The 25,591-nt window shown below is 74.1% G+C and carries 11 protein-coding genes; 7 read left to right on the top strand and 4 right to left on the bottom strand.

The genetic code is table 11. From position 1 onward, the window contains the following. The first annotated feature begins 37 nt into the window (after nt 1–37). Nucleotides 38–1,519, top strand: coding sequence for an amidase (locus tag AC07A4_RS06190; RefSeq protein WP_478593668.1), 1,482 nt, complete (start codon nt 38–40; stop codon nt 1,517–1,519). 50 nt (nt 1,520–1,569) lie between these two features. On the opposite strand, the gene AC07A4_RS06185 is transcribed toward AC07A4_RS06190, so the two are convergent. Next, nucleotides 1,570–2,325, bottom strand: coding sequence for a calcium-binding protein (locus AC07A4_RS06185; protein ID WP_478593665.1), 756 nt, complete (start codon nt 2,323–2,325; stop codon nt 1,570–1,572). 294 nt (nt 2,326–2,619) lie between these two features. Here AC07A4_RS06185 and AC07A4_RS06180 point away from each other — a divergent pair, with 294 nt between their 5' ends. The 3 genes from AC07A4_RS06180 to AC07A4_RS06170 all read left to right on the top strand — a co-directional run bounded on the left by AC07A4_RS06180 (nt 2,620) and on the right by AC07A4_RS06170 (nt 6,077). Further along, nucleotides 2,620–4,071 carry a WGR domain-containing protein gene (locus AC07A4_RS06180; protein ID WP_478593663.1) on the top strand — a complete coding sequence of 484 codons (1,452 nt, stop codon included), beginning with the start codon at nt 2,620–2,622 and terminating at the stop codon, nt 4,069–4,071. A 208-nt stretch (nt 4,072–4,279) separates the two neighbouring features. Continuing rightward, entirely contained in the window at nt 4,280–5,512 is a 1,233-nt protein-coding gene (locus tag AC07A4_RS06175) for a cytochrome P450 family protein (protein ID WP_478593661.1), read from the top strand. Nucleotides 5,513–5,627: 115 nt separating this feature from the next. Beyond that, complete coding sequence (locus AC07A4_RS06170) at nt 5,628–6,077, top strand: SRPBCC family protein (RefSeq protein ID WP_478593658.1); 450 nt, start codon at nt 5,628–5,630, stop codon at nt 6,075–6,077. Nucleotides 6,078–6,152: 75 nt separating this feature from the next. Here AC07A4_RS06170 and AC07A4_RS06165 read toward each other — a convergent pair whose 3' ends face one another. Beyond that, nucleotides 6,153–7,457, bottom strand: a complete 1,305-nt coding sequence (locus AC07A4_RS06165) for a YhgE/Pip domain-containing protein (protein ID WP_478593656.1) — start codon at nt 7,455–7,457, stop codon at nt 6,153–6,155. A gap of 154 nt (nt 7,458–7,611) precedes the next feature. On the opposite strand from AC07A4_RS06165, the gene AC07A4_RS06160 reads away from it, so the two are divergent. Beyond that, nucleotides 7,612–8,274 carry a MerR family transcriptional regulator gene (locus AC07A4_RS06160; protein WP_478593654.1) on the top strand — a complete coding sequence of 221 codons (663 nt, stop codon included), beginning with the start codon at nt 7,612–7,614 and terminating at the stop codon, nt 8,272–8,274. A 19-nt stretch (nt 8,275–8,293) separates the two neighbouring features. Here AC07A4_RS06160 and AC07A4_RS06155 read toward each other — a convergent pair whose 3' ends face one another. Continuing rightward, on the bottom strand, nt 8,294–8,800 hold the full coding sequence (locus AC07A4_RS06155; protein WP_478594368.1) for a MarR family winged helix-turn-helix transcriptional regulator: 507 nt from the start codon (nt 8,798–8,800) through the stop codon (nt 8,294–8,296). A 148-nt stretch (nt 8,801–8,948) separates the two neighbouring features. On the opposite strand from AC07A4_RS06155, the gene AC07A4_RS06150 reads away from it, so the two are divergent. Then, nucleotides 8,949–9,884, top strand: coding sequence for an EamA family transporter (locus tag AC07A4_RS06150; protein WP_478593651.1), 936 nt, complete (start codon nt 8,949–8,951; stop codon nt 9,882–9,884). A gap of 25 nt (nt 9,885–9,909) precedes the next feature. Here the strand turns inward: AC07A4_RS06150 and AC07A4_RS06145 are convergent, their stop codons facing one another. Then, the gene (locus AC07A4_RS06145; RefSeq protein WP_478593648.1) at nt 9,910–11,091 is read right to left on the bottom strand and encodes a serine hydrolase domain-containing protein; all 1,182 of its coding nucleotides are present in this window, start codon (nt 11,089–11,091) and stop codon (nt 9,910–9,912) included. A 1,325-nt stretch (nt 11,092–12,416) separates the two neighbouring features. Between AC07A4_RS06145 and AC07A4_RS06140 the strand changes: the two genes are divergently transcribed. After that, nucleotides 12,417–25,562, top strand: a complete 13,146-nt coding sequence (locus tag AC07A4_RS06140; RefSeq protein WP_478593645.1) for a type I polyketide synthase — start codon at nt 12,417–12,419, stop codon at nt 25,560–25,562. Nucleotides 25,563–25,591 lie beyond the last annotated feature (29 nt).

The raw sequence follows: 25,591 nt of genomic DNA, 5'->3' as shown, positions 1-25,591 counted from the left end.
CACGGGGACCGAGGACGTCGAGTCGTGGGGGTACGTGGTGGAGTACGCGGATTACAGGACGTACGACGCGGTCGGGCTCGCCGGTCTCGTGGCCCGCGGCGACGTGTCGGCGGCCGAGCTCCTGGAGACGGCCCTCGCCCGCGCCGATGCCGTCAACGGGAAGATCAACGCGATCGTCCGCCCGATGCCGGACATCGCCCGCGAGCGTGCGGCGGGCGAGCTCTCGGGCCCGTTCGCCGGAGTGCCGTTCCTGATCAAGGACTTGATGCAGGACTACCAGGGCCGCCCCACCGGGCGCGGCTCACGGGCCGCCCAGGGGCTCGTCGCGGCCCGCCACAGCGAGGTCGTCCGGCGCTGGCTCGACGCCGGACTCGTGGTGTTCGGGCAGACCAATACACCCGAGTTCGGCATCAAGAGCATCACCGAGCCCGAGGCGGGCGGAGCCACCCGCAACCCGTGGCACCTCGGCCACACGCCCGGCGGCTCCTCCGGCGGCTCGGCGGCGGCCGTCGCCGCGGGCATCGTCCCGGCCGCGGGCGCCAACGACGGCGGCGGCTCCATCCGCATCCCCGCCGCCTGCTGCGGCCTGTTCGGCCTGAAGCCGGGCCGCGGCCTGGTGCCCGCGGGCCCCGGCTACGGCGAACTCCTGCTCGGCGCGGCCACCGACGGCGTCGTCTCCCGCAGCGTCCGCGACACCGCGGCCCTGCTCGACGTCCTCACCGCGCACCCCGACCCGGGCGGCCCCTACCTGGCGGCGCGCCCCGACGAGCCGTACGCCGAACTCGCCCGCAGGACACCGCGGAAGCTGCGCGTCGGCGTCAGCACCCGCTCGCCGATCGGCACCCCGGTCGCCCGCGAGGCGCGCGACGCCGTCGAGGCGGCCGTGAAGCTCCTCGTCGGCCTCGGCCACGAGGTGGAGGAGGCCGAACCCGGCGTCGACGGGCTGCGCATGGCCGATGACTTCATGGCGATGTACGCGGCCGTGAACGCCGCGGCGCTCGCTGAGGTCAAGCACAAGAGCGGCGCGGACGAGGGCCAGTTCGAGCTCGACACCCGGCTCATCGCCGCCGCGGGCCGCGCCGTCGACGCCGCCGAGCACACCATCCGCCACGACCGCTGGAACACCTACACCCGGCAACTGGCCGCGTTCCACGAGACGTACGACCTGCTGCTCACGCCGACGCTCGCCCGCCCGCCGGTCAGGATCGGCGAGCTCGACACGCCGTGGGTGACCCGGCAGCTCGGCAGGGCGCTGCTGCGGACGGGCCTGGCGGGCCGCTTCAGCAGGACGCGGTTCTGGAAGGAGGCCGTCGTGCAGAACCTGGCGCCCAACCCGTTCACCCAGCTCGCCAACATCACGGGCCGCCCCGCCATGTCGGTGCCGCTGTACCGCACGCCCCAAGGGCTGCCCCTCGGCGTGCAGTTCTGCGGACCGCTGGGCGGCGAGGGCACGCTGCTCGCCCTCGCCGGACAACTGGAAGCGGCCGCCCCCTGGGATCGGGAGCGGCCGGCTCTGTGAAGCGTGCGCGGCGGGCGCGCGTCAGTCAACGCGCCCCCGCCACGCGGTGATCAGCGGACGTCGACGTAGTCACTGGTGGCCGCGACGGCCCCGGTGGTCGTGTTGCCCGCGAAGTTCCAGCGGTAGTCGCCGTCGGCCGAGGCCTTGACCGTCGTCTTCAGGTTGCCCTTGGTGTCGGTCTTGACGGACTTCACCACGGAGTACGCGGTGGCGCCCTTCTTCTTGTACTCGAGCTTCACCGACTGGCCGGAGTAGCCGGAGTACTTCTGCGTCTCCCAGTTGGCGCGGGTCAGCGCGCCCTTGATGGTGAGCGTCTTGCCCTTCTTGATGGGCTCGGGCGTGGCGTCGACCGTCAGCTTGGCGGCGCGCTGCACCTTGAAGGAGCCCGCCTTCTCGAAGAAGTCGCTGTCCTCCTCCGCGAACAGCGCGGCGTTGACGTACCAGGTCGCCGCGGGCTTGTTGTTGAAGAAGTCGACGTCCGGGTCGATCGTGAACTTCTCCGTGCAGGTCGCCTTCGTGCCCTCGGCCGTGCACGTGGCGCCATTGGCGCCCGAGTTGGCGGCGTCGGGGCCGAAGAGGTCGAGGTCGGCCTCGGTGAGGGGCGAGCCGGTCGTGGCGTTGACCGTGACCGTGAACGTCTTGGCGGCGGTCGTGCCCAGCACGACCGGCTTGCCGCCGTTGACGGTGACCTTGTCGATCGTGATGCCGGGCGCGGCGGGGGCCGCGAAGGCGGCGGGCGCGGCGAAGCCCGCGGCGGCCACGGCGAGCGCGGAGCCGAGGGCGGCGATGCGGGTGCGGTGCTGCATGTGGTGTCCCCCCACAGGTGATGCCGGGGCCCGAGTGCACCCGGCGACAGATGTGAACGAGGTGACCTTACGTTCTTCACGGCACCTTCATCACCGTGGTGATCGCCACGCGCGTCGCGTACAACCTTTCGCGGAGATGGCGTGCGCGGCGCGGCGACGGACGTTCGGGCGGCGTGCGGGGGCGTGGCGCGGTGCGCGAGAGCGGCGGACGGCGACTGTCAGAGGCGTCTCCTACGGTGTGGACATCGGGATCCGCCGGAGTCGCCGCGGGTCCGCCCTGGGGAGGGGTCTGCCATGTCCGCCGTGTCCGCGGAGTCGACGACGTATCTGGAGCTGTCCCAGGAGGGCGAGGGCGCGCACAAGTTCTACGAAGTGGCCGTCACCGGGACGGTGGTGACGGTGCGGTACGGAAGGATCGGCGCCGTCGGGCAGACACAGACGTCAGCGTTCCCCACCGCCGAGAAGGCGCGCGCGGCGGCCGCGAAGAAGGTGGGCGAGAAGGTCCGCAAGGGGTACGCCCCGGCGGTCCCCGGGCAGCGCGCGCCCCGGGCGGTGACGCGCCGTCAGGTGGCCTCCGCCCCGTCCACCGCGCGGGCCGTGGCGCCGGTCCTGTGGCGCTTCCGCACCGGTTCGTCGGCGTTCGGCATCCATGTCGACGGCGAGCACTGCTGGGTCGGCAACCAGGCGGGCGACGTCTACACCCTGGACCACGACGGCGGCGTCCGCGCCCGCTTCGGCCTCCCGGACGGCGTGAAGTGCCTGGTCGCCGACGACTTCTGGATCTACGCGGGCTGCGACGACGGCAAGGTCTACGACCTGTCGTCCAAGCTCCCCTTCGCCGCCTACGACATCGCGGCGGACGTGGACATCTTCTGGCTGGACATCCACGAGGGCGTCCTCGACGTGTCGGACCGCGAGGGCCGCCTCACCGTGATCGACCACGAGGACGAACACCAGTGGGCGCGGCGCAGCTCCGGCGACCACGCCTGGATGGTCCGCGCCGACGACCGCGCCGTCTACCACGGCCACCACCGGGGCGTCACCGCCTACGCGCCCGACGGCGGCGGCGAACTGTGGCACACGCCCACGCGCGGCGGCGTCCTGTTCGGCTGGCAGGAGCAGGACGCCGTGTACGCGGGCACCGCGCACCGCGTGGTGCAGCGCCTGACGAAGGCCACCGGCACGATCGAGGCCACCTACGCCTGCGACGGCCCGGTGTACTCGTGCGCCACATCGCCCGGCGGGCGGTTCGTCTTCGCCGGTGACGCGGCGTCGTCGGTGTACTGCTTCGACCGGGACGGCACGCGCCTGTGGAAGCTCGGCACGGGCGGCGGCTCGGCCCTCTCGATGCAGTACCACGACGAGCGGCTTTACCTGGTGACGACGGACGGCTCCCTGGTGTGCGTCGACGCCAGCGAGACGGCCGTCACCGCGGCGCAGCAAGGCACGGTGCCGGTGGCCCGCGACGTGAAGCTCGCCGCCGCGCTGCCGACCTACGAGCCGGTGGCCACCGTCAGTTCGGTGGCCACGGTCACCCACGCCCCCGCCGGCGCCGTCGTCGTCGAATGCGTCCAGGACCACGGCCGGCTGCGCGTCCACGTGGTGTCGGAGGGCTACGACCCCTCCTGGAACGTCCAGTTCCCCCGCGCGATACGACAGGACGGGGCGCGCTACGTCGTGGACGCCCTGCACGCGGCTGCGGGCGGGTTCTACCGCGTCCGCGGGGACATTCGACGCCTGCTGTGAGCAGCGCTTTCGCGGCCCGCGAGGGTCAGCGGCGGGTCGGTGGCCGATCGGCGGCGGGTCGGTGGGCGCCCGTCACAGGACCGCCGCCCGGCCCGCGCGGGCCCGGCGTCCCGCCCGACACCTGTTGTATGAACCCCACAGCTACCGCCCGGCAGCTCTGCATGATCGCATCCGTTCGCGCACGGGCCGCTTCGATGAGGATGAGCGGGTGCCCGAACTACTGAATCCCGCGGAGCCGGCCTTCGCCCGCGACCCGTATCCGTACTACGCGCGGCTGCGCGCGCAGAGCCCCGTCGCCCGGGTGGACCTGGCGAACGGCACGCACGCCTGGCTCGTGACCGGCTACCAGGAGGCGCGGGCGGTCCTCGCCGACCCGCGCTTCTCCAACGTGCCGCCCCAGCGGGCGGGCCGCCCCAAACCGCCGTCGCCCGCGGCGAGCGCCCGGCAGTGCCTGGCCCGGCACATGCTCAACTCCGACGCGCCGGACCACAGCCGACTGCGCCGCCTCGCCACGGCCGCGTTCACACCGAGCCGGGTCGACGCCCTGCGCCCGCGCGTCGAGCGGCTCACCGCGGGCCTGGTGGCCGACCTCGCCGAGCGCCTGGCCCGGGACGGCGAGGCCGACCTGGTGGACGCGTTCGCGTTCCCGCTGCCGGTCCTCGTGATCGGCGAAGTCCTCGGCGTGCCCGAGGCCGACCGGGCCGACCTGCGGACCTGGACCTACCGCGTCGGGTCACCGGCCGACGCCCTTGAGCCCGGCGCCGCCGACGCGGCCTGGACCAGTCTGCACGCCTATTTCACCGCCCTGATCGCGGACAAGCGGAGCAGCCCGGGCGAGGACCTCTTCAGCACGCTCGTCGCCACCACCAGCGAGGGCGGCCTCGACGACGGCGAACTGCTCGCCATGGCGTTCCTGCTGCTCTTCGCGGGCTACGAGACGACCATGAACCTGCTCGCGTCGGCCTCGCTCGCGCTGCTCACGCACCCCGGCGAGCTGGCCGCCGCCCGCCGCGGGGGCGCCGAGGGCTGGGCCGCCGTGGTCGAGGAGACCCTGCGGCACGCCAGCCCCCTGGAGGGCACGACCTGGCGGCGCACGACCGAGGCCGTCGACCTGGGCGCGGGCACCGTCATACCGGCCGGGGCGTCGGTCCTCGTGGTGCTCGCCGCCGCCAACCGCGACCCCGCGCACTTCCCAGCCCCGGACGACTTCCAGCCGGGCCGCTACGGCTCCGCCGCCGGGCGCCCGTCCCCGCACGCCGCCTTCGGCCACGGCCCCCACTTCTGCCTCGGCGCCCGCCTCGCCCGCCTGGAGGCCGCGATCGCGCTGCCCGCCCTGTTCACCGCCCTGCCAGGACTGACCCTCGCCGCCCCCTGTGAGGCGCTCGCCTACCGGCCGGGACTGCTGGTGCGGGGGCCGCGGCGGGTGCCGGTACGGGCGTAGGAGCGCGGGGGGAGGTGAGGTGCCGCTTCCGTTTCCGTGGGTACTCGCGGCAGCGCACTCAAGCCCCCTTCGGGCCCGCGGCGCCGTGGGCCCGCGCTGAGGAGAGGAGACCCTCGTGTCGCACGTCGAGGAGTCGATCGAGGTCAACGTGCCGGTGACCACCGCGTACAACCAGTGGACGCAGTTCACGTCGTTCCCGCAGTTCATGGGCGGCGTCGAGCGCGTCGAGCAGCGCTCGGACACGCTCACCCACTGGACCACGTCCATCGGCGGGGTCACGCGCGAGTTCGACGCGCGGATCACCGAGCAGCTGCCCGACACCCGCGTCGCCTGGACCACGGTCGGGGGCGAGGCGCGGCAGGCGGGCGTGGTCACCTTCCACCGCCTGGGCGACACCATGGCGCGGGTGATGCTGCGGATGGAGTTCGACCCCCAAGGCGTGGCCGAGACCGTCGGCGACAAGCTGGGCTTCGTGAAGCGGCAGGTCAGCGGCGACCTGGCGCGCTTCAAGCGCTTCATCGAAGCCCGGGGCGCCGAGACCGGGGCCTGGCGGGGCACCGTCTGAGCGGAACGCGAACGCCGGGGCCGCGACCGCGGTGAGCGGTCGCGGCCCCGGCGCCGGGTGCGAAGGGGTGCCGCGTCAGACCGTCGCGGGCTCCGAGGCCGCCGCGGAGGACTCGGCGGGGCGCGGGATCCGGTGCAGGCCCTTGCGGTCGTACAGGCGGGTCATGCCGAAGCCGAAGAGCAGGGAGACGGCCAGGGCGATGCCCATGGAGGCGAAGGCCCGGGTCAGGCCCGCGTCGGCCTGGGCGTCGAAGTACAGGATGGCGCGCAGGCCCCCGGTGAGCTGGCGCAGCGGCTCGAACTCGGCGAGCGCACGGAAGAACCCGGGCAGTGCCTCCAGCGGCACGGTGGCGCCGGAGGAGGGGACGGCCATGGCCACGAACACGATGGTCGAGATCAGCATGCCCGGAGTGCCGAAGACCGCGAGCAGCGTCAGGGCGCTCAGACCGACCACGGCGATGGTGCCCACCGAGTAGAGCCAGAGCAGGCCGAGGTGGGAGGCGTCCATGCCGAGCACGCCGACCGTGGCCAGTTCGACGAGGGAGCCCATCACCACGGACAGGCCGAGCATCAGGGCCGCATTGATGGCCAGCGTGCGCACCCGGCTGGTGTGGCGGATCGGCTCGCGCTTGCGGAACGGGCCGAAGTCGGTGTGCACATAGCCGAGCGCCGTGTCGACCTGGGAGTGGATCACGTTGGCGGCGAGCATGCCGGAGACGAGGAGGACCAGGGCGTAGTAGAAGGCGCTGAGCCCCATGGCGCTGTGCGTGTCCAGCGGGTGGCCGTCGGCGACCTGGACCGTCACGGGATCGGCGAGCAGCAGCTTGGCCGCGGGGGCGAGCGGGGCCTTCTGCTGCTGCGCGCGGGTGAGGAGTTCCTTGCCGAGCTCGGCGGAGGCGGCGTGCGCGGCCTTCTGCGTGGCCTGGCTGGCCATGGAGGAGCCGAAGCTGCCCGCCGCCTGGTTGGTGAGCACCTTCAGGGTCGGCGCCGAGGGGTCCTTGGCCCCCGGCTTGGAGAGCCCGGTGACCGTGGCGGAGAAGTCCTCGGGCACGACGAGCGCGCCGTACAGCTTGCCCTGGCCGAGCCGCTTCTCGGCCTCCTTCTTGCTGAGGACCTGCCAGTCGACGCTGTCGTCCTTCGCGGTGGCCTTCTTGATGCCGGAGACGACCTGGTCGCCGATGTTGACGCGCCGCTCACCCGTGTCCGCGCCGCGGTCGCTGTTGACCAGCGCGACGGGCAGGTCGCGCAGGTTGCCCTTGGGGTTCACGTTGCCGCCCACGTACAGCAGGGCGAACAAGGTGGAGACCACCGCGACGATGATGCCCGTGCCGATCCACAGCTTGGGGCTGCGGAGCGCGGAGGAGGGCTGAGGGGATGGCATGAACGCTCCAGTGCGATGACGCTAGGTAACTAGATACTGGAAGTATCCAGTGCTAGATAGTGACAGTATCGAGTTGGTGGTGTCCAATTGCCGTTGAGGGGCTGCCGGGGCGCGGCCCCCGTCGTCGAGGAAGCCGCATGAAGATCGAAGCCGCATGAAGATCTCGGAGCTCAGCCGCACGACCGGGGTGCCGGTCGCCAGCATCAAGTACTTCCGGCGCCAGGGCCTGCTGCCCGCGGGCCGGGCGACGGCCGCGACGCTCGCCGAGTACGGCGAGGAGCACATCCAGCGGCTGCGGCTGATCAAGGCCCTGACGACGCTCGGCGGTCTGTCCATCGCCGCCACCCGGGACGTCCTCGCGGCGGTCGACCGGTCGCAGAGCACCGACGGCACGCTCAAGGCCATCAGCTACGCCCTGCCGGTGCCCGTCGCGCAGGCCCCGGCCGGGGACGCGGAGCGGGAGGCGGTGGCGGAAGCCGCCGCGGAGGCGGACGTCGCGGAGCTGATCACGGCCATGGACTGGCGGGTTCCCGGCGACTCCCCGCACGTCCAGGGTCTGACGACGGCGCTGCGCGAGCTGCGGCGGCTCGACGCCGACTACCGCCTCGACCGCCTCGCCGCGTACGCGGACCTGGCCAAGGCGATCGCCCGCCTGGATCTTGAGCGCGCGGCGGCCTTCGACGACTCGCCCGCGCTGGCCGAGCAGGCGGTCGTCGTGCTCGCCCTGTCCGGGCCCCTGCTCGAACTGCTGCGGCGCCTCGCGCAGGAGGACCAGGTGGGCCGCCGGATGCCGGAAGGGGACTCCGGCGAGGCGTGACCGCCGGACGAGGCGGCTGTCACTCGTCGCCGTGCGGGCGGGGTTCCTCCAGGCGTGAGAGCCAGGTCGTGAGCAGCGCTTCGAGCGTCCGCGCCTCGGTGGGTGTCAGCAGGTCGAGGAGTCGGCGCTCGTTGCGCATGTGGTCGGTGAACGCCTGGTCGATGAGCGTGCGCCCGGCTCCAGTGAGGGCGACGATCCGGCCGCGCTGGTCGTCGTCGGAGCGGCGGCGCGTGACGAGCCCGGACCGCTCCAGGCGGTCGATCCGCTTCGTCATCGCACCCGTGGTGACCATGGTGTGCGCGGCGAGCTCGCCGGGTGCGCGCTCGAAGGGCGACCCGGCGCGGCGCAGGGCGCACAGGACGTCGAACTCGCCTTCGCTGAGGCCATAGCGGTCGTAGACCAGGCACAGGTTCGTGGTGAGCCCGTCGGCCAGGCGGTGCAGCCTGCCGATCACTCCCTGCGGGGAGACGTCGACGTCGGGCCGCTCGCGCCGCCAGTCGGCCTGGATGCGGGCCACGCGGTCCATGTGGCCCACGCGACGGTCCGCGCCGTCCGCGCCGTCCTTGCCGTCCTCACGGTCCGCGCCGTCTGGGGAGTGCGGGTCTTCACGGTCGAGGGGGTCCCGGGCTGCCATGGGTTCCATAGTAGCTTCCCAGGAAGCTACATTATCTTCCATGGAAGCTAATGCCCGGTGGGTGGCGCTGACCGCGGTCGCTCCGGTGGCCTGGGGGACGAACTACTTCGTCACGCACGAGTTCCTGCCCGCGGACCGCCCGCTGGGCGGAGCCGCGCTGCGCGCGCTGCCCGCGGGCCTCGTCCTGCTCGCCCTGTGCCGGAAGCGGCCGCACGGCGCCTGGTGGTGGCGGTCCGCCGTGCTCGGGCTGCTCAACGTGAGCGTGTTCTTCGTCCTCGTCTACGTCGCCTCGCAGCTGCTGCCGACGAGCGTCGCCTCGACCGTCATGGCGGTGTCCCCGCTGGCGATGATGCTGCTCGCCTGGCTCCTGGTCGCGGAGCGGCCCCGCGCCGCGCACCTGGCGGGCGCGGCGGTCGGGCTCGCCGGAGTGTGCCTCATGCTGCTGACGGGGGCGGACGGGGCGAGCGTGCCGGGAGTCCTGGCGTCGGCCGCCGCCATGCTGGTGTCGTCCTTCGGGTACATCCTGGCCAAGCGGTGGAGCGACGACGAGGTCGACGTGCTGGCCTCGACCGCCTGGCAGCTCACCGCCGGAGGGCTGTTCCTGCTTCCGGCCGCCGCGGTCGTGGAGGGCCCGCCCCGCGCCCTTCCCCCTTCGACGCTCCTCGCGTTCGGCTATGTCGCCCTGGTCGCCACCGCCCTTGCGTTCGTCGCCTGGTTCACGGGCCTGCGGCGGCTGCCCGCGGGGACCGTGGGTCTGATCGGACTGCTCAACCCGTTCACGGGCGTGCTGCTCGGCACGGTGGTCGCCGCGGAGGCGCTCACGGCGCGGCAGTTGTGCGGCCTGGCCCTGGTGCTTGCCGGAGTCGTCCTCGGGCGGCCCGCGCGGGTGCGGCGGGACCGCGGCGGCGCGGACCCCGCCCCGCCCGCCGCCAACGAGCCTCGCGGGCGGGGGACTTCGGCACGCCGCCCCCGGTGAGAGGGCCGGGGGCGGCGGGCGGGCCTCAGCCCTTGCCGCAGAACTCCGCCTCGAAGACGTTCTCGTAGAGCTGGCCGTCCTCCAGCCAGTCCCCGTTGAGGTGGAAGGTCAGGCTGTGCTTGCCGTCGGCGGTGGTCGCCGAACTGGTCAGCGAGCCCCAGACGATGCCGTCGTGGCCGTATACCTTCACGCCGCACGACAGGGTGCGGACGATCAGGCCCGCGCCGTAGTCGAAGAACGTCCCGGTCTTGACCGTATCCAGCAACTTCCGCTGCTGGGCGGGCGGCAGCAGCTCGCCCCTGAGCAGGGCGCGGTAGTAGCGGTTGAGGTCGCCGGTGGTGCTGATGACCTCGCCGGTGGCGCCGGACCACGCCGGGTTGTACTCGGTGGCGTCGTGGATCTCCGGGCCGGGGTTCGCCGCGTACAGCTTGGAGTAGCCGACCGCGTGCGGGGCGGGCAGCTTCGGGTCGGTGCCGGGGAACGTGGTCTCGCGCAGCTTCAGGGGCTTGATGACGCGCCGCTCGGCCTCGTGCGCGTACGTCCTGCCCGTGACCTTCTCGATGATCATGCCCGCGAGCACGAAGTTGGTGTTGGAGTAGTTCCAGCCGGCGCCGGGCTCGAAGTCGGGCTCGTACTTGAGCGCCAGGTCGACGATCTGCCGCGGGGTCCACGTCTCGTAGCGGTGGGCCAGGAAGCCCGGGCCGTTCATGTACTCCCGCCACTCCGGCGTGGACACCATGTCGTGCACGCCGCTGGTGTGGTTGAGCAGTTGACGCACCGTCACCTTGCGGCCGTCGTGGCCGTGGCCGCGCACCACGCCGGGCAGCCAGCGCTCGACGGTGTCGTCCAGGCTGAGCCTGCCCTCGGCCTCCAACTGCAGCAGGACCACGGCGATGAAGGACTTGGTGTTGCTGCCCGCGCGCAGGTGGTCCGCGGCGGTGCGCTCGCGCTTGGCCGAGGTGTCGGCGAAGCCCGCGGAGCCGAACCACTTCCCTCGCGGGCCGTTCACCTCGGCGGCCACGCCCGGCATCCCGGCCCGCTCCAGGGCGTCGAGGGCGCGTTGGGTGGCGGCGTGCCGGTCGCCTGACCCGGACGGCTCCGCCGCCGTGCCGGTGCCGGTGGCACAGGTCAGCGCCACCGCCGCGCTGAGCGCCACGGCGGCGCCCCTGAGCAGCGTCCGGCCTCTTCGAACCGCGCGTATGGACATGCGTATCCCCCACGTGACCAAGAAAGATCATTTGCGGAGGCAGTGTACGGGTGGGGCGGCTCCGGCCGCTCCGGTCGCCCCGCACGTTCCCTGGCGCGGCGCACATGGTGCTGGCATGTGCCAGAGCGAGTTTTCGCGGACGCGAACTTAACGCGAGGTAACACCAGGTGGTAGGGGAAACAATGATTCGCGCTGGCGTATGTGGCGGCTTGCTCGCCGTGCAGGGCGGTGGCTGCGCCAGCAAAGTCGGCGGCATTACTCCGCTTTCAGCGAGCGAGAAAGAGGAGAGGGGGAACGGGCCCGCTCGTATCGATACTGACGAGTAAGTCATGGGGTGCCGAGTCCGGTTGATGCGGGGAGAGTGGGGGCTCGTGTCTCGGGACGCGGTTCCGGTACTTCCCGGCGCGCCGCCTTGGCGGCCGAGCGGAGGCCCCTTGAGGCCCGTTGGCATTTACGGCACGCGTTTCCCCTTGTTCTCGCGCCCGTGGCCTCACCGGCCCTCTTGTTGTCATGGTCATTGGGTAATCCGGCGCGGCGGTCGCGAGGGATGAGTCGCGGAGGAACAGTGGTGCTCGGGGTGGTGTCCGGGCGGGCGGCGCGGAGTCCGCGATCCCTTGAGCGGTGGATCCGGCCTGGATGGCGCCGTACACCTGCTGGGCTCCGCCTGGCCGGCTAGGAGTCGGGTAGGGGTTTCCTTGGCCAGGCGGCGCGGCCGGAATGCCGCGTGAGCTCTGCCACGTACGGCCGGAGGAGCGCTTTTCGGCCTGGCGGGCGGCCCGTCCCTGGCGGTGAACAGAGGCGAAGGCCGGTGTATTAAGGGTTTACATGTGGCCTGAAATTTTCCGTTACATGACGAGCGTGTGACGGCTAATGGAGCCGCCGATTTCTTTGATGTCCCTAGGGGGGCGTCCGGTCCGTATAGGTCGTACCCACCAGTGGTGCCCTTTAGGGCGAAGGGGTGGTGCCCCAAAGGGTATGAGCTGAGTTCAACGCCATCTTGAGGTGTGTCGAAGGGGAGCTGACGCATGTGGTAATCGCGCGCGCCCGCATGTCCCGCTTCGCGCGCGCGACATCGCCGGTCGGCATTGCCCTCGCGGCGACTAATGGGTCAACGCGGCACGCCGAGTACCGGACTTGAAAGTGCTCGGTTGACATTTTCTGGAGCGCTGGTCTTGACTTGCGATCGTTGTCACGGCGGATTGGCCGAGAAATAGTTGAAGTCAATTCAAGCCGACCAAGTATGTGTCATGCATGGCGTCATGCATGGATCCAGTTCTAGTGGACGACTGACGAGGGCTGAAGCTGCCATGCGTGAATTAGCGCGAGTGGACACAGGCACGGTCGCTGTCATCGGGGCCGCACCCGCGGCGCCGGTACGGGCGGAATCGACCCCGGGGGCACTGGCCGAGCTGATCGGCGCGCCCCTGCCCGCGGGCCAGGCGGCCGCGCTGGAGTCGGCGTGGAGGGCCTGCGAGGACGCGGGCATCGGCGCGCTCGATCCGGAAGACATCGATGTCTTTGTGGCCGTGGACGCGCCTGGGGGCGACACCGCCGGGGACGACACCGCTGTGGGCGTCGCCGCTGTGGGCGTCGCCGCCGTGGGCGTCGCCGCCGTGGACGCCGCCGCCGTGGACGCCGCCGCCGAGGGCGGCGCGGCTGGGGATGACGCGGCCGAACTGACGGGAGCCCTCAGCCTGCTGGGCCGCTGCCGCACCGCGCACGACCCCATCGCCGCGGCCGTCGACGCCCTGCGCTCCGGTGACCGCGCCCTCGCGCTGGTCGGAGCGGACGGCGCCTTCGCCGTCCTCACCCGCGCGGACTCGGCCCGCACCGCCGCCTTCGCCTACCTGATCGACCCCGGCCAGGCCTGGCCCGACGGCGTTCCCGCCCTGGTCGAGAGCGCGCTCCGCGCGGGCCGCCCCGCACCGGGACGCCCCGCGCAGGACGGGCCCGCCGTCCCGGTCACCCTCTCCGCGCACAGCCCGGACGCCCTGCGGGCACGGGCCGCCGACCTGCGCACGCTCCTCCGGGCCGAGCCGGAACTGCCCCTCACCGACGTCGCCTTCTCCCTGGCCACGACCCGGCCCGCGCTCGCCCACCGCGCCGTGTTCACCGGCGCCGACCGCACCCGGCTCGCCGACGACCTGCTCGCCTTCAGCGAAGGCGGCCTGGCGCTGCCGGGCCTGGCGACCGGCGGTCCCGCCCGCGCCACGACGGACGAGCTCGCCTTCGTCTTCCCCGGGCACGGACCGCAGTGGCTGGGCATGGCCGACGAACTCCTCGCCACGTCACCGGTGTTCGCCGAGCACCTGCACGCCTGCGTGGACGCCCTCGCGCCGCACCTGGACCAGCCGGTGATGGACGCGCTGCGCGGCACCGCGGACCCCTCGTCACTGGACCGGCCGGACGTCGGGCAGCCCGCGCTCTGGGCCATGATGGTGTCCCTGTCCGCGCTGTGGCGCTCCTGGGGCGTGCGGCCCGCCGCCGTGCTCGGCTCCAGCTTCGGCGAGATCACGGCCGCGACCGTCGCGGGCGCGCTGTCCATCGACGACGGCGCCCGCCTCGTCGCCCACTTCGTCAAGGCACAGGTGCGCCTGCTCGAACGCGGCGTGATGGTCTCCGTCCTCGCCTCCGCCGACGACGTGCGCGAGCGGCTGACCCGCTACGACGGGCTCGACCTCGCCGCCGTCCACGCCCCCGGCTCGGTCCTCGTGTCCGGCACCGAGGACGAGGCCACCGCGCTCCTCGCCGAACTCGCCGCGGACGGCGTCCGCGCCCGGAGCATCGCGATCCGCCTCGCCGCGCACGGCCGCCAGGTCGACTCCGTGCTCGACGCGCTGCGCGCCGACCTCGCCCCGATCACCCCCCGCGCCACGGACACGCCGATCTACACGGCCACCACCGGCGCCCGGGTCGACCCGCTCACGCTCACCGCGGACCACTGGTGCCGCGACATGCGCGACACCGCCGACTTCGAGCGCGCCACCCGCGCCGCCCTGGCCGCGGGCCACCACCTGCTCCTGGAGCCGAGCCCGCACCCGGTCCTCACTCGGGCCGTGCAGGAGACCGCCGAGGACGCGGGCGTCACCGCCGCCGTCATCGGCACGCTGCGCCGGGGCAAGGGCGGCGCCGACCAGATGGCCCGCGCCCTCGCCGAACTGCACGCCCACGGCGTACTCCCCGACTGGGACGCGGTGTTCGCGGGCCGGGAGGCGCGCGCGGTGCCGCTCCCCGCCTACCCGCTACACACGGCCCCCGCGGCCGCCCCCGCCCCGTCGTTCGCCGACCGGCTCGCCGACGCCCCCGACCGCCACGGCTTCCTGCTCGACCTGGTCCGCGCGCAAGTCGCCGCCGTCGCCGGTGAGGACGTCGGGCCCGAGGCCGACGCGGACGCCCCGCTGCTTGAGCTCGGCATCGACTCGGCGGGCGCCGTGACCCTGCGCAACCTGCTGAACGCGGCCACCGGCCTGAACCTGCCGGTGTCGGCCGTGTTCGACACCCCGACGTGCCGTGGCCTCGCCGAGCGCGTCGGCCGCGCCGTCCTCGGCGAGCCCGCCGAGGACGACGAGCCCGTGGCCGCCCTGACGGCCGGGGACGACGAGCCGATCGCCGTCGTCGCGATGAGCTGCCGCCTGCCCGGCGGCGTACGCGGCCCCGATGACCTGTGGGAACTGCTCCGCGATGGCGGCGACGGCGTCACCGCGTTCCCCACCGACCGCGGCTGGGACCTGGACGGACGCTACGACGACGACGCCGGGCGGCCGGGCGGCTACTACCAGCGCGAGGCCGGATTCCTGCACGACGTCCCCGAGTTCGACGCCGAGTTCTTCGGGATATCGCCGCGCGAGGCCCTCGCCATGGACCCGCAGCAGCGCCTCCTCCTGGAGATCGCCTGGGAGTCCGTCGAGCGCGCCGGGATCGACCCGGCACAGCTGCGCGGCAGCCGTACCGGCGTGTTCGTCGGCGCCATGACGATGGACTACGGCCCGCGGCTGCACGAGGCACCCGCGGACCTGGAGGGCTACCTCCTCACCGGCAACACCGCGAGCGTCGCCTCCGGCAGGCTCGCCTACACGCTCGGGTTCGCGGGCCCCGCGCTCACCATCGACACCGCCTGCTCCTCCTCCCTCGCCGCCCTGCACGTGGCCGTGCAGTCGCTGCGGCGCGGCGAATGCCCCCTCGCGCTCGCGGGCGGCGTCACGGTCATGCCCTCGCAGGGCCTGTTCGTGGAGTTCAGCAGGCAGCGCGCGCTGGCGCCCGACGGGCGCTGCAAGGCGTTCTCGGCGAGCGCGGACGGATTCGGCCTCGCCGAGGGCGCCACCATGGTGGTCCTGGAGCGGCTCTCCGACGCGCGGCGCAACGGCCACCCCGTGCTCGCCCTGATCAAGGGCACCGCCATCAACCAGGACGGCGCGTCCAACGGCCTCACCGCCCCCAGCGGCCCCGCACAGCGCAGGGTCATCCGGCAGGCGCTCGCCGACGCGGGCGTATCGGCCGCCGACGTCGACGCCGTCGAGGCCCACGGCACCGGCACCCGCCTCGGCGATCCCATCGAGGCGGACGCGCTCCTCGCCACCTACGGCCAGGCACACCCCGCCGACCGGCCGCTCCTGCTCGGCTCGCTGAAGTCCAACATCGGCCACACCCAGGCGGCTTCCGGCGTCGCGGGCCTGATCAAGATGGTGCTCGCGCTGCGCCACGGCATGCTCCCCGAGTCCCTGCACATCACCGAGCCCACCCCGCACGTCGACTGGTCGTCCGGCGCGGTGTCGCTGGTCACCGGGGCCACGCCGTGGCCCGAGGTCAACCGCCCCCGGCGGGCCGCCGTGTCCTCGTTCGGCATCAGCGGCACCAACGCGCACGTCGTCCTGGAGCAGGCCCCCGACGACACCCCGGCCGACGAGACCGCCTCGCCCGGCCCGACCCCACTGGTCCTGTCCGCGCGTACGGAAGACGCGGTGCGCGCCCAAGCCGCCCAACTCGCCCCCTTCGTAGACCCTGTTATCGGGGGGCTGAGGCCACTGGATGTGGCGGGTGTGTTGTTGTCGCGGTCGGTGTTCGAGCATCGGGCTGTGGTGGTGGCTGGTGGTGCGGACGCGCTGGCGGCGGTGGCGCAGGGGGTGGAGTCCGCGCGGGTGGCGGTGGGTGTGGCCCGTCCGGCTGGGAAGGTGGCGTTCGTTTTCCCTGGTCAGGGTTCGCAGTGGCTGGGGATGGGGGCCGCGCTGGCCGAGTCGTCGCCGGTGTTCCACGCGTCCATGGAGGCGTGTGCTGTGGCGCTTGCTCCGTATGTGGAGTGGTCGTTGTGGGATGTGCTGGGTGATGGTGGCGCGTTGGAGCGCGTGGATGTGGTGCAGCCCGCTTTGTTCGCGGTGATGGTGTCGTTGGCGGCGTTGTGGCGTTCGTACGGTGTCGAGCCGGACGCGGTGGTCGGCCACAGTCAGGGTGAGATCGCGGCCGCGTACGTTGCGGGTGCGTTGTCGTTGGAGGACGCCGCGAAGGTGGTGGCGTTGCGGAGTCAGGCGATCTTGGCGTTGTCGGGTCAGGGTGGCATGGTGTCGCTGGCCTTGACGGTGGATGAGGCGCGGGAGCGGATCGCGCGCTGGGATGGGCGGATCTCGGTCGCCGCTGTCAACGGTCCCCGTTCAGTGGTTGTGGCGGGTGACGCGGACGCGCTGGATGAGCTGGTCGAGTCGTGTGCGGCCGATGAGGTACGGGCCCGGCGTGTCCCCGTCGACTACGCCTCCCACTCCCCGCACGTCGAGCTCCTCCAGGCGACCCTCGCGGGTGCGCTGGCCGGAGTTGAGGCCAGGACTGCTCAGGTGCCGATGCTGTCCACGGTGACGGGGGAGTGGCTGACCGGCACCGAAGTGGGTGCCGAGTACTGGTATCAGAACCTGCGGCACACTGTGCGCTTCGAGGACGCCACGCGCGGTCTCCTCGGGAACGGCGTCGGCACTTTCGTTGAGTGCAGCCCGCATCCCGTCCTCACCTTCGGCGTACGCGAAACGCTCGACGCGACCGGCCGCGAGGCGATCGTCGTCGGCACCCTGCGCCGGACCGACGGCGACCTCGACCGGTTCTTGCTCTCCGCCGCCGAGGCGTACGTGGAGGGTCTGCCCTTCGACTGGCGGGCCGTGGTGCCGTCCACCGGGCGGCATGTGGACCTGCCGACGTACCCCTTCCAGCGCAAGCGCTACTGGCTCGACGAGACGGCCCGCCCGGCGGCGGGCGGTGACCCCGCCCTCGAGGAGTTCTGGACCTCCGTCGAGCGCGGCGACCTCGCCGCGACACTCGACGTGCCCGCCGACGCGCCGCTGACCGACGTCCTGCCGAGCCTCGCCGACTGGCGGCGCCGCAGGCAGGAGCGGTCCGCCGTCGACGCCTGGCGCCTGCGCGTCACCTGGCGCCCGCTCGCCGCCCCCACCACACCGGCCCTGACCGGCACCTGGCTCGTGGTCGGGACGCCCGCCACGGCGGCACACCCCTGGCACGCGGCGGCCGTCGACGCCCTGCGCGCCCACGGCGCCGACGTCCTCGAAGTCGACGGCTCCACCGCGTCCCTGAACGCCCTCGACACCGCCCCCAGTGGCGTACTGTCCCTGCTCGCCCTGGACGAAAAGCCCGACCCCGCCGCACCAGCCGTCCCCAACGGCCTCTCCGCCACGCTGGCGCTCGTGCGGGCCCTCGGCGACGCCGGGATCGGCGCGCCGCTGTGGCTGGCCACGACGGGCGCGGTGTCCGTCGGCCGCTCCGACCCGCTCACCCACCCGACGCAGAGCCAGGTCTGGGGCCTCGGCCTGGCCGTCGGACTCGAACACCCGGACCGCTGGGGCGGCCTCGTCGACCTGCCCACCACTCCCGAAGCCAGGACCGCGGCACGCCTCACCGCCGTCCTGGCCGGGCAGGGCGACGAGGACCAACTGGCGGTCCGGGCCTCCGGGGTGTCCGTGCGACGCCTCACCCCGGCGCCCGCGCCGGCCGCCGCGCCCGCCTGGCGCACCGGCGGCACCGCGCTCATCACCGGCGGCACCGGCGCCATCGGCGGACACGTCGCCCGCTGGCTCGCCGTCAGCGGCGCCGAACACATCGTCCTGACCAGCCGCAGCGGAGCCGACGCGCCCGGCGCGCGGGAACTGGAGGCCGAGCTGACCGCGCTCGGCGTCCGCACCACCGTCGCCGCCTGCGACGCGGCCGACCGCGCCGCGCTCACCGAGCTGTTCGCGCGGCTCGACGCCGACACCGCCCCGCTCCGCTCCGTCTTCCACGCCGCGGGCACCGTCCCCTCCCTGCCGCTCGCCGAGACCGGCACCGCGGACCTCACGTACGCGCTGGCGGCCAAGGCCGTCGGCGCGGCCCACCTGGACGAGCTGTGCGCCGGACGCGACCTCGACGCGTTCGTCCTGTTCTCCTCCGGGTCCGCGGTGTGGGGCAGCGGCGACCTCGGCGCGTACGGCGCCGCCAACGCCTACCTCGACGGCCTCGCGCAGCGCCGCCGCGCCGAAGGACTGCCCGCCACCTCGGTCTCCTGGGGCATGTGGGCGGGCGGCGGCATGGTCACCGGCGACCTCGACGACCAGCTGCGCCGCCGGGGCCTGCGCCCCATGCGGCCCGAACTCGCCGTCGGCGCCCTCGCCACCGCCCTCGCGGCGGGCGAGACGACCCTGACCGTCGCCGACGTCGACTGGGCCCGCTTCGCCCCCGGCTTCACCGCGGCCCGTTCCCGCCCGCTGATCAGCGAGATACCCGACGTCGCGGCACTGGCCGAGCAGGACGAGGCCGAGCAGCCCGCCGCGGGCGGCGCCCTGGCCGACCGCATCGCCGGGCTCACCGAAGCCGAACAGCACCGGCACCTGCTCGACCTGGTGCGCGGCCACGCCGCGGCTGTGCTCGGCCACGAAGGACCCGAAGCCGTCACCCCCGACCGGGCGTTCCGCGACCTCGGCTTCGACTCCCTCACCGCCATCGAGGTCCGCAAGCGCCTCAACACCGCCACCGGCACCCGGCTGCCCACGACCGTCGTCTTCGACCACCCGACACCGGAGGCGCTCGCCCGCCACCTGCACACCGTGGTCCTCGGCGAGCGCGCGACCGCCACACCCGGCGAGACCGCGGCCCGCGCCGCCGACGAGCCGATCGCGGTCGTCGCGATGAGCTGCCGCCTGCCCGGCGGCGTACGCGGCCCCGAGGACCTGTGGAACCTCGTCCTCGCCGGACACGACGCCGTCGGCCCCTTCCCCGACGACCGCGGCTGGGACCCCGACCGGCTCTACCCGGCCGACGCCGAGGCCCAGGGCCGCAGCCGCACCCTCGAAGGCGCCTTCCTCGACGACGCGGGCGGCTTCGACGCGAACTTCTTCGGCATCGCCCCGCGCGAAGCCCTCGCGATGGACCCCCAGCAGCGGCAGGTCCTCGAACTCGCCTGGGAGGCCTTCGAACGGGCGGGCATCGCCCCGACAGCCGTACGCGACAGCCTCACCGGCGTGTTCGTCGGCGCCTCACCGCAGGCCTACGCGGGCAGCCTGGAACAGGCCACGCCCGAGATGGACGGCTACCGGCTCACCGGCGACGCGCTCAGCGTCGTATCGGGCCGCATCGCCTACGCCCTCGGCCTGCGCGGACCCGCCGTCACCGTCGACACCGCCTGCTCGTCCTCGCTGGTGGCCCTGCACCTCGCCGTGCAGGCGCTGCGCTCGGGAGAGTGCTCGATGGCCCTCGCGGGCGGCACGGCGATCATGGTGACGCCGACGCCGTTCGCCGAGTTCAGCCTGCAGGGCGGCCTCGCCCCCGACGGCCGCTGCAAGCCCTTCGCCGACGCTGCCGACGGCGTCGGCTGGGGCGAGGGCGCGGGCCTCGTCCTCCTCCAGCGGCTCTCCGACGCCCAGGAAGCGGGCCACGAGGTCCTCGCCGTCATCCGTGGCTCCGCCATCAACCAGGACGGCGCCTCCAACGGCCTGTCCGCGCCGAGTGGGCCCGCGCAGCAGCGCGTCATCCGCGCGGCCCTCACCAGCGCGGGCCTGACCGCCGCCGACGTCGACGCCGTCGAAGGACACGGCACCGGCACCCGCCTCGGCGACCCCATCGAAGCCCAGGCGCTGCTCGCCACGTACGGCCAGGACCGGCCCGCCGACCGGCCGCTGCTCCTCGGCGCGCTGAAGTCGAACATCGGCCACACCCAGGCCGCGTCCGGCATCGCGGGCGTCATCAAGATGGTGCAGGCGCTGCGGCACGGCGTCCTGCCCCGCACCCTCCACCTCGACCAGCCCTCCCAGCACGTCGACTGGACGACCGGCGCCGTGGAACTGCTGCCCGAGCAGCGGCCGTGGCCCGAGGCCGGCAGGCCGCGCCGGGCCGCCGTCTCCGCGTTCGGCGTCAGCGGCACCAACGGCCACGTCATCCTCGAACAGGCCGAACCCGCCGCCGCCCCGGCCCCGACCGCCGAGCCGGACGCGTCGGCCGAGCCCGACGGCAGGACCCTGGCGTGGGCGCTGTCCGCCCGCGACACCACCGCCCTGCGCGCCCAGGCCGCCCGCCTCGCGACCACCCTCGACGAACGGCCAGGACTCGCGCCGGTGGACGTCGCCGCGACGCTCGCCACCGCACGGGCCGCGCTCGACCACCGCGCGGTCGTCCTCGGCACCACCGCGCCCGAACTGCGCGCCGCACTCGACGCCCTTGCCGAAGGCACCGACACCCCCGCCGTCGTGCGGGGAACCCCCGACGGCGGCGGCCTCGCCGTGCTGTTCGCGGGCCAGGGCTCCCAGCGCATCGGCATGGGCCGGGGCCTGTACGAGACGCACCCCGTGTTCGCCGACGCCCTCGACGAGGCGTTCGCCCACCTCGACACCCACCTCGAACTCCCGCTGCGCGACGTCGTCTTCGGCGACGACCAGACCGCCATCGACCGCACCGAGTACGCGCAGCCCGCGCTGTTCGCCGTCGAGGTCGCCCTGTACCGGCTGTGGGAGTCCTGGGGCCTTGAGCCCGACGCCCTCGCGGGCCACTCCATCGGCGAACTGTCCGCCGCGCACGTGGCGGGCGTGTTCTCCCTGCCCGACGCCTGCGCGATCGTCGCCGCGCGCGGCGCCCTCATGCAGGCGCTGCCCGCCGGGGGCGTCATGGTCGCGGTCCGGGCCAGCGAGGAGGAGATCGCCCCCGAGTGCTCCGAGCACGTCGGCATCGCCGCCATCAACGGCCCCAACTCCCTGGTCCTCTCCGGCCGGGACCGCGAGGTACTCGACCTCGCCGACCGCCTCACGGCACAGGGCCGCAAGGTGACCAGGCTGCGCGTCAGCCACGCCTTCCACTCGCCGCTGATGGAGCCCATGCTCGACGCGTTCCGCCGCGTCGTCGCGGGCGCCACCGCCCACCCGCCGACGCTGCCCATCGTGTCCACCCTGACCGGCGCGCCCGTCGGCACCGACGAACTCGCCTCGCCCGAGCACTGGGTACGCCACGTGCGCGAGGCCGTGCGGTTCGCCGACGGCGTCACCGCGCTCGTCGCCCAGGGCGTCACCACGATGGTCGAGGTCGGCCCCGGCAGCGCCCTCACCGCGATGGGCCAGGACTGCGCCCCCGACGCGGTGTTCGTACCGACCCTGCGCTCCGAGCGGCCCGAGCCCGACGCGTTGGCCCTCGCCGCCGCGCACCTGCACGTCCGGGGCGCCCGGCTCGACCTGGCCGCCGTCATCGGCGGCCGCCGCGGCCGCCGTGTCGATCTGCCCACGTACGCCTTCCAGCACGAGCGGTACTGGCTGACCGCCGCCGTCGCCCCTGCAGGCGACGGGGCGACGACGGCACTCGGCGTCGCCGCGGGCGAACACCCCCTGCTGCGCGCGGCCGTCGCGCTGCCCGACTCCGACGGCGTCGTCCTCACCGGCAGACTGTCCACCCGGACCCAGCCCTGGCTCGCCGACCACGGCGTCGGCGGCCGGGTCCTCTTCCCCGGCACCGGCTTCCTCGACCTCGCCCTGCACGCCGCGAGCCACTGCGGCCTGGACACCGTCGAAGAACTCGTGCTGCACGCCCCGCTGGTCCTGCCCGAACGCGGCGGCCTCGCCCTGCGCGTCACCGTGGGCCCCGAGACCGACGGCACGCGGAGCGTCCGCGTCCACTCGCGGGCCGAGGACGCAGAGCGGGACGAGCCGTGGACCGAGCACGCCACCGGCACCCTCACCACCGGCGACTCCCCGGCCACCGAGCTCGCCGCCTGGCCGCCGCCGGGCGCCACCCCCATGGACGTCGACGACGTCTACGACCGCCTCGACGAACTCGGCTACGGCTACGGGCCCGTCTTCCGCGCCCTGCGCGCCGCCTGGCGCCTCGGCGACGACGCGTACGTCGAGGTCGCGCTTCCGGAAGGGACCGGCGGCGACGGCTTCAGCGTGCACCCCGCCCTGCTCGACGCCGCGCTGCACGCGCCCGTGCTGCGCGCCCTCGACGAGACCGGCGGCGGCCCCCGGCTGCCGTTCAGCTTCACGGGGGTACGGCTGCACGCCGTCGGCGCCTCGACGCTGCGGGTGCGCTGGACGCCCAAGGGCCAGGACGACATGGCGCTGGCCATCGCCGACCCGTCGGGACGCCCCGTCGCGACCGTCGAATCGCTGGTCATGCGACCGGTGGAACTGCGCGGGCTCGCGTCCCCGGCCACCGAATCGCTGCTCGCCCTGGAGTGGACGCCCGCCGACGCGACCGTGGACGACGGCACCGACCAGTCACTCGGCCTCGCCGTGCTCGGCGACGACGACCTCGGCACCGACGCCCCCACCGTGTCCGGCTTCGAAGCCCTCGACGGCGTGACCGACCTGCTGGCCCCCTGCCCGCGGCCCTCGGGCGCCGCGGGGAAGACGGCACGCGAGGCGGTGACCTGGGCGCTGGCACTCGCCAAGGACTGGCTCGCCGACGAGCGGACCGCGCACGCCCGCCTGGTGTTCGTGACCCGCGGCGCCGCCGACCCCGCCACGCCCGACCCGGCCCAGGCCGCCGTATGGGGCCTGGTGCGGTCGGCGCAGACCGAGAACCCCGGCCGGTTCGCCCTGGTCGACCTCGACGGCGCCGAGGACTCCGCCCGCGCCCTGCCCGCCGCGCTCGCCACCGCCGAACCCCAACTGGCCCTTCGGGCCGGGAAGGTGACGGTGCCCCGGCTCACCCGCGCCGCCGCGGAAAGACCGCTCGCCGCGCCCGCCGAAGGACCCTGGCGCCTCGACGCCCGGCCGCGCGGCTCCCTCGCCGACCTCAGCCTGGTCCCGCACCCCGACGCCACCGCGCCCCTCGCCCCCGGCGAGGTCCGCGTCGCCGTCCGCGCCGCCGGACTCGACCCCAGGGACGTACACCGCGCCCTGGACGCCCACCTGGGCACCGCCGGACTCGGCAGCGAGATCGCGGGCGTGGTCACCGAGGTCGGCGCGGACGTCACCGACCTGGCGGCGGGCGACCGCGTGCTCGGCCTGACCGACTCGGGCTTCGGCCCGCTCGCCGTCACCGACCGCAGGCTCCTCGCCCCGATGCCCGCCGGATGGTCCTTCGCCCGCGCGGCGTCCGTGCCCCTGACGTTCCTCACGGCCCAGCACGCCGTGCGCGACCTGGCACTCCTGCGCCAGGGCGAGTCCGTACTGATCCACGGAGCGGCGAGCGGCGCGGGCCTCGCGGCCGTACGGCTCGCGCTCCACCGGGGCGCGGAGGTGTACGCGACGGCGAGCCCCGCCGACTGGGACGCGGTACGGGCCGCGGGCGTACCCGCGACGCGCCTGGCGTCCTCGGACGACACCGGCTTCGTGGCCCGGTTCACCGCCGAGACCGGCGGCCGCGGCGTCGACGCCGTCCTGAACGCGCTGGCACGGGAATGCACCGACGGCGCCCTGGAACTGCTCGCCGACGGCGGCCGGTTCGTCGAACTCGGCGCGGCGGACAGCGGCGACACCGCCGCGCTGCCGCCCGGCGGCACGAACGCCACCGTCGACCTGACCCGACCGGGCCCCGACCGCGTCCAGGAACTCCTCGCCGACGTCCTCGCCCTGTGCGACGAAGGCGTCCTCAGCCCCCCGCCGGTGCGCGCCTGGGACGTCCGCCGCGCACCCGAGGCGTTCCGCCACCTCCACCAGAGCGGGCCCACCGGCAAGGCCGTCCTGACCGTGCCCGCGCCCCTCGACCCGGACCGCCCGGTCCTGGTGACCGGCGGCCTCGGCACCCTCGGCGCCCTCGTGGCCCGCCACCTGGTCACAGACCGGGGCGTACGCCACCTCGTCCTGGCCGGCCGCAAGGGCCTCGCCACCGACGGCGCCGAGGAACTGCGCGCCGAACTGGCCGCCCTTGGCGCCCAGGTGACCGTGGCGGCCTGCGACATCGCAGACCGCCCGGCCGTGGCGGCGCTGCTCGCCTCGCTGGAGCGGCCGCTCGGCGCGGTCGTGCACACGGCGGGCGTCGTCGACGACGGCGTCCTCGGGTCCCTGACCCCCGAACGCGTCGACCGCGTCTTCGCCCCGAAGGTCGACGGGCTGCTCCACCTGGACGAACTCACCCGGGACGCCGACCTGTCCGCGTTCGTCGTGTTCTCCTCCGCCGCGGGCCTCCTCGGCAGCGCGGGCCAGGCCGCCTACGCCGCCGCGAACGCCGCGCTCGACGCGCTCGTGCGCCGCCGCCACGCCCTCGGACTGCCCGGCGTCTCCCTGGCGTGGGGCATGTGGGCCGCCGCCAGCGGCATGACGGCGGGGCTCGACGCGGGCGACCGGGCCCGGCTCGGCCGCTCCGGCGTCCGCGAACTGCCCACCGGGGACGCGCTCGCGCTCTTCGACGCCGCGGCAGGCGACGACCGCCCCGTGCTCGCGCCGCTGCCGCTGGACACCGCCACGCTGCGCGCACAGGCCGCGAACGGCACCCTGCCGCCGATCCTGCGGGGCCTGGTCCGCGCCCCCGTCCGCCGGGCCGCGACGGCGACCCCCGCCGCCAGCGCGTCGTTCGCCGACGCCTTCGCCGCCCAGTCGCCCGCCGACCGCGAACAGACGGTGCTCGACCTCGTGTGCGCCCAGGTCGCGGCCGTCCTCGGCCACACCACGGGCACCGAGGTCGACCCCGGGCGCGGCCTGCGGGACCTCGGGTTCGACTCGCTGACGTCGGTGGAGCTGCGCAACCGGCTCACCGCGGCCACCGGCCTGCGGCTGCCGTCGACCCTCGTGTTCGACCACCCGACGCCCGCCGCGATCGCCCGGCACGTCCTCACCCGGCTCGCACCCGCCGGGCCCGAGCCCCACACCGACGTGCTCGACCAGCTCGACCAGCTGGAGAACGTGCTGCTCGCCCTCACCGACGACGGCACCGTCACCAAGGCCGACCTGCGGCTGCGCGCCCTCCTCGCCCGCTGGGGCGAGGCCCGCTCCGGCGACGCGGCCGACGCGGACGAAGCCGAGGGGTCCGACCTCACCTCGGCCTCCGACGACGAGCTCTTCGGCTACCTCGACAACGAACTCGAGACCTCGTGACCGCCACGACCCGCGTCGCTCCCTTCCGC

The sequence above is a fragment of the Streptomyces sp. NPDC043996 genome (genome assembly GCF_056435225.1).
The sequence above is the reverse complement of the archived record's forward strand: the minus strand, read 5'-3'. Positions and strand labels throughout refer to the sequence as shown.

What these genes read in the sequence shown, in the direction of transcription:
- AC07A4_RS06185 (WP_478593665.1), bottom strand. Translation starts at nt 2,325, where the DNA reads ATGCAGCACCGCACCCGCATCGCCGCCCTCGGCTCCGCGCTCGCCGTG.
- AC07A4_RS06180 (WP_478593663.1), top strand. Translation starts at nt 2,620, where the DNA reads ATGTCCGCCGTGTCCGCGGAGTCGACGACGTATCTGGAGCTGTCCCAG.
- AC07A4_RS06165 (WP_478593656.1), bottom strand. Translation starts at nt 7,457, where the DNA reads ATGCCATCCCCTCAGCCCTCCTCCGCGCTCCGCAGCCCCAAGCTGTGG.
- AC07A4_RS06160 (WP_478593654.1), top strand. Translation starts at nt 7,612, where the DNA reads ATGAAGATCTCGGAGCTCAGCCGCACGACCGGGGTGCCGGTCGCCAGC.
- AC07A4_RS06155 (WP_478594368.1), bottom strand. Translation starts at nt 8,800, where the DNA reads ATGGACCGCGTGGCCCGCATCCAGGCCGACTGGCGGCGCGAGCGGCCC.
- AC07A4_RS06150 (WP_478593651.1), top strand. Translation starts at nt 8,949, where the DNA reads ATGGAAGCTAATGCCCGGTGGGTGGCGCTGACCGCGGTCGCTCCGGTG.
- AC07A4_RS06145 (WP_478593648.1), bottom strand. Translation starts at nt 11,091, where the DNA reads ATGTCCATACGCGCGGTTCGAAGAGGCCGGACGCTGCTCAGGGGCGCC.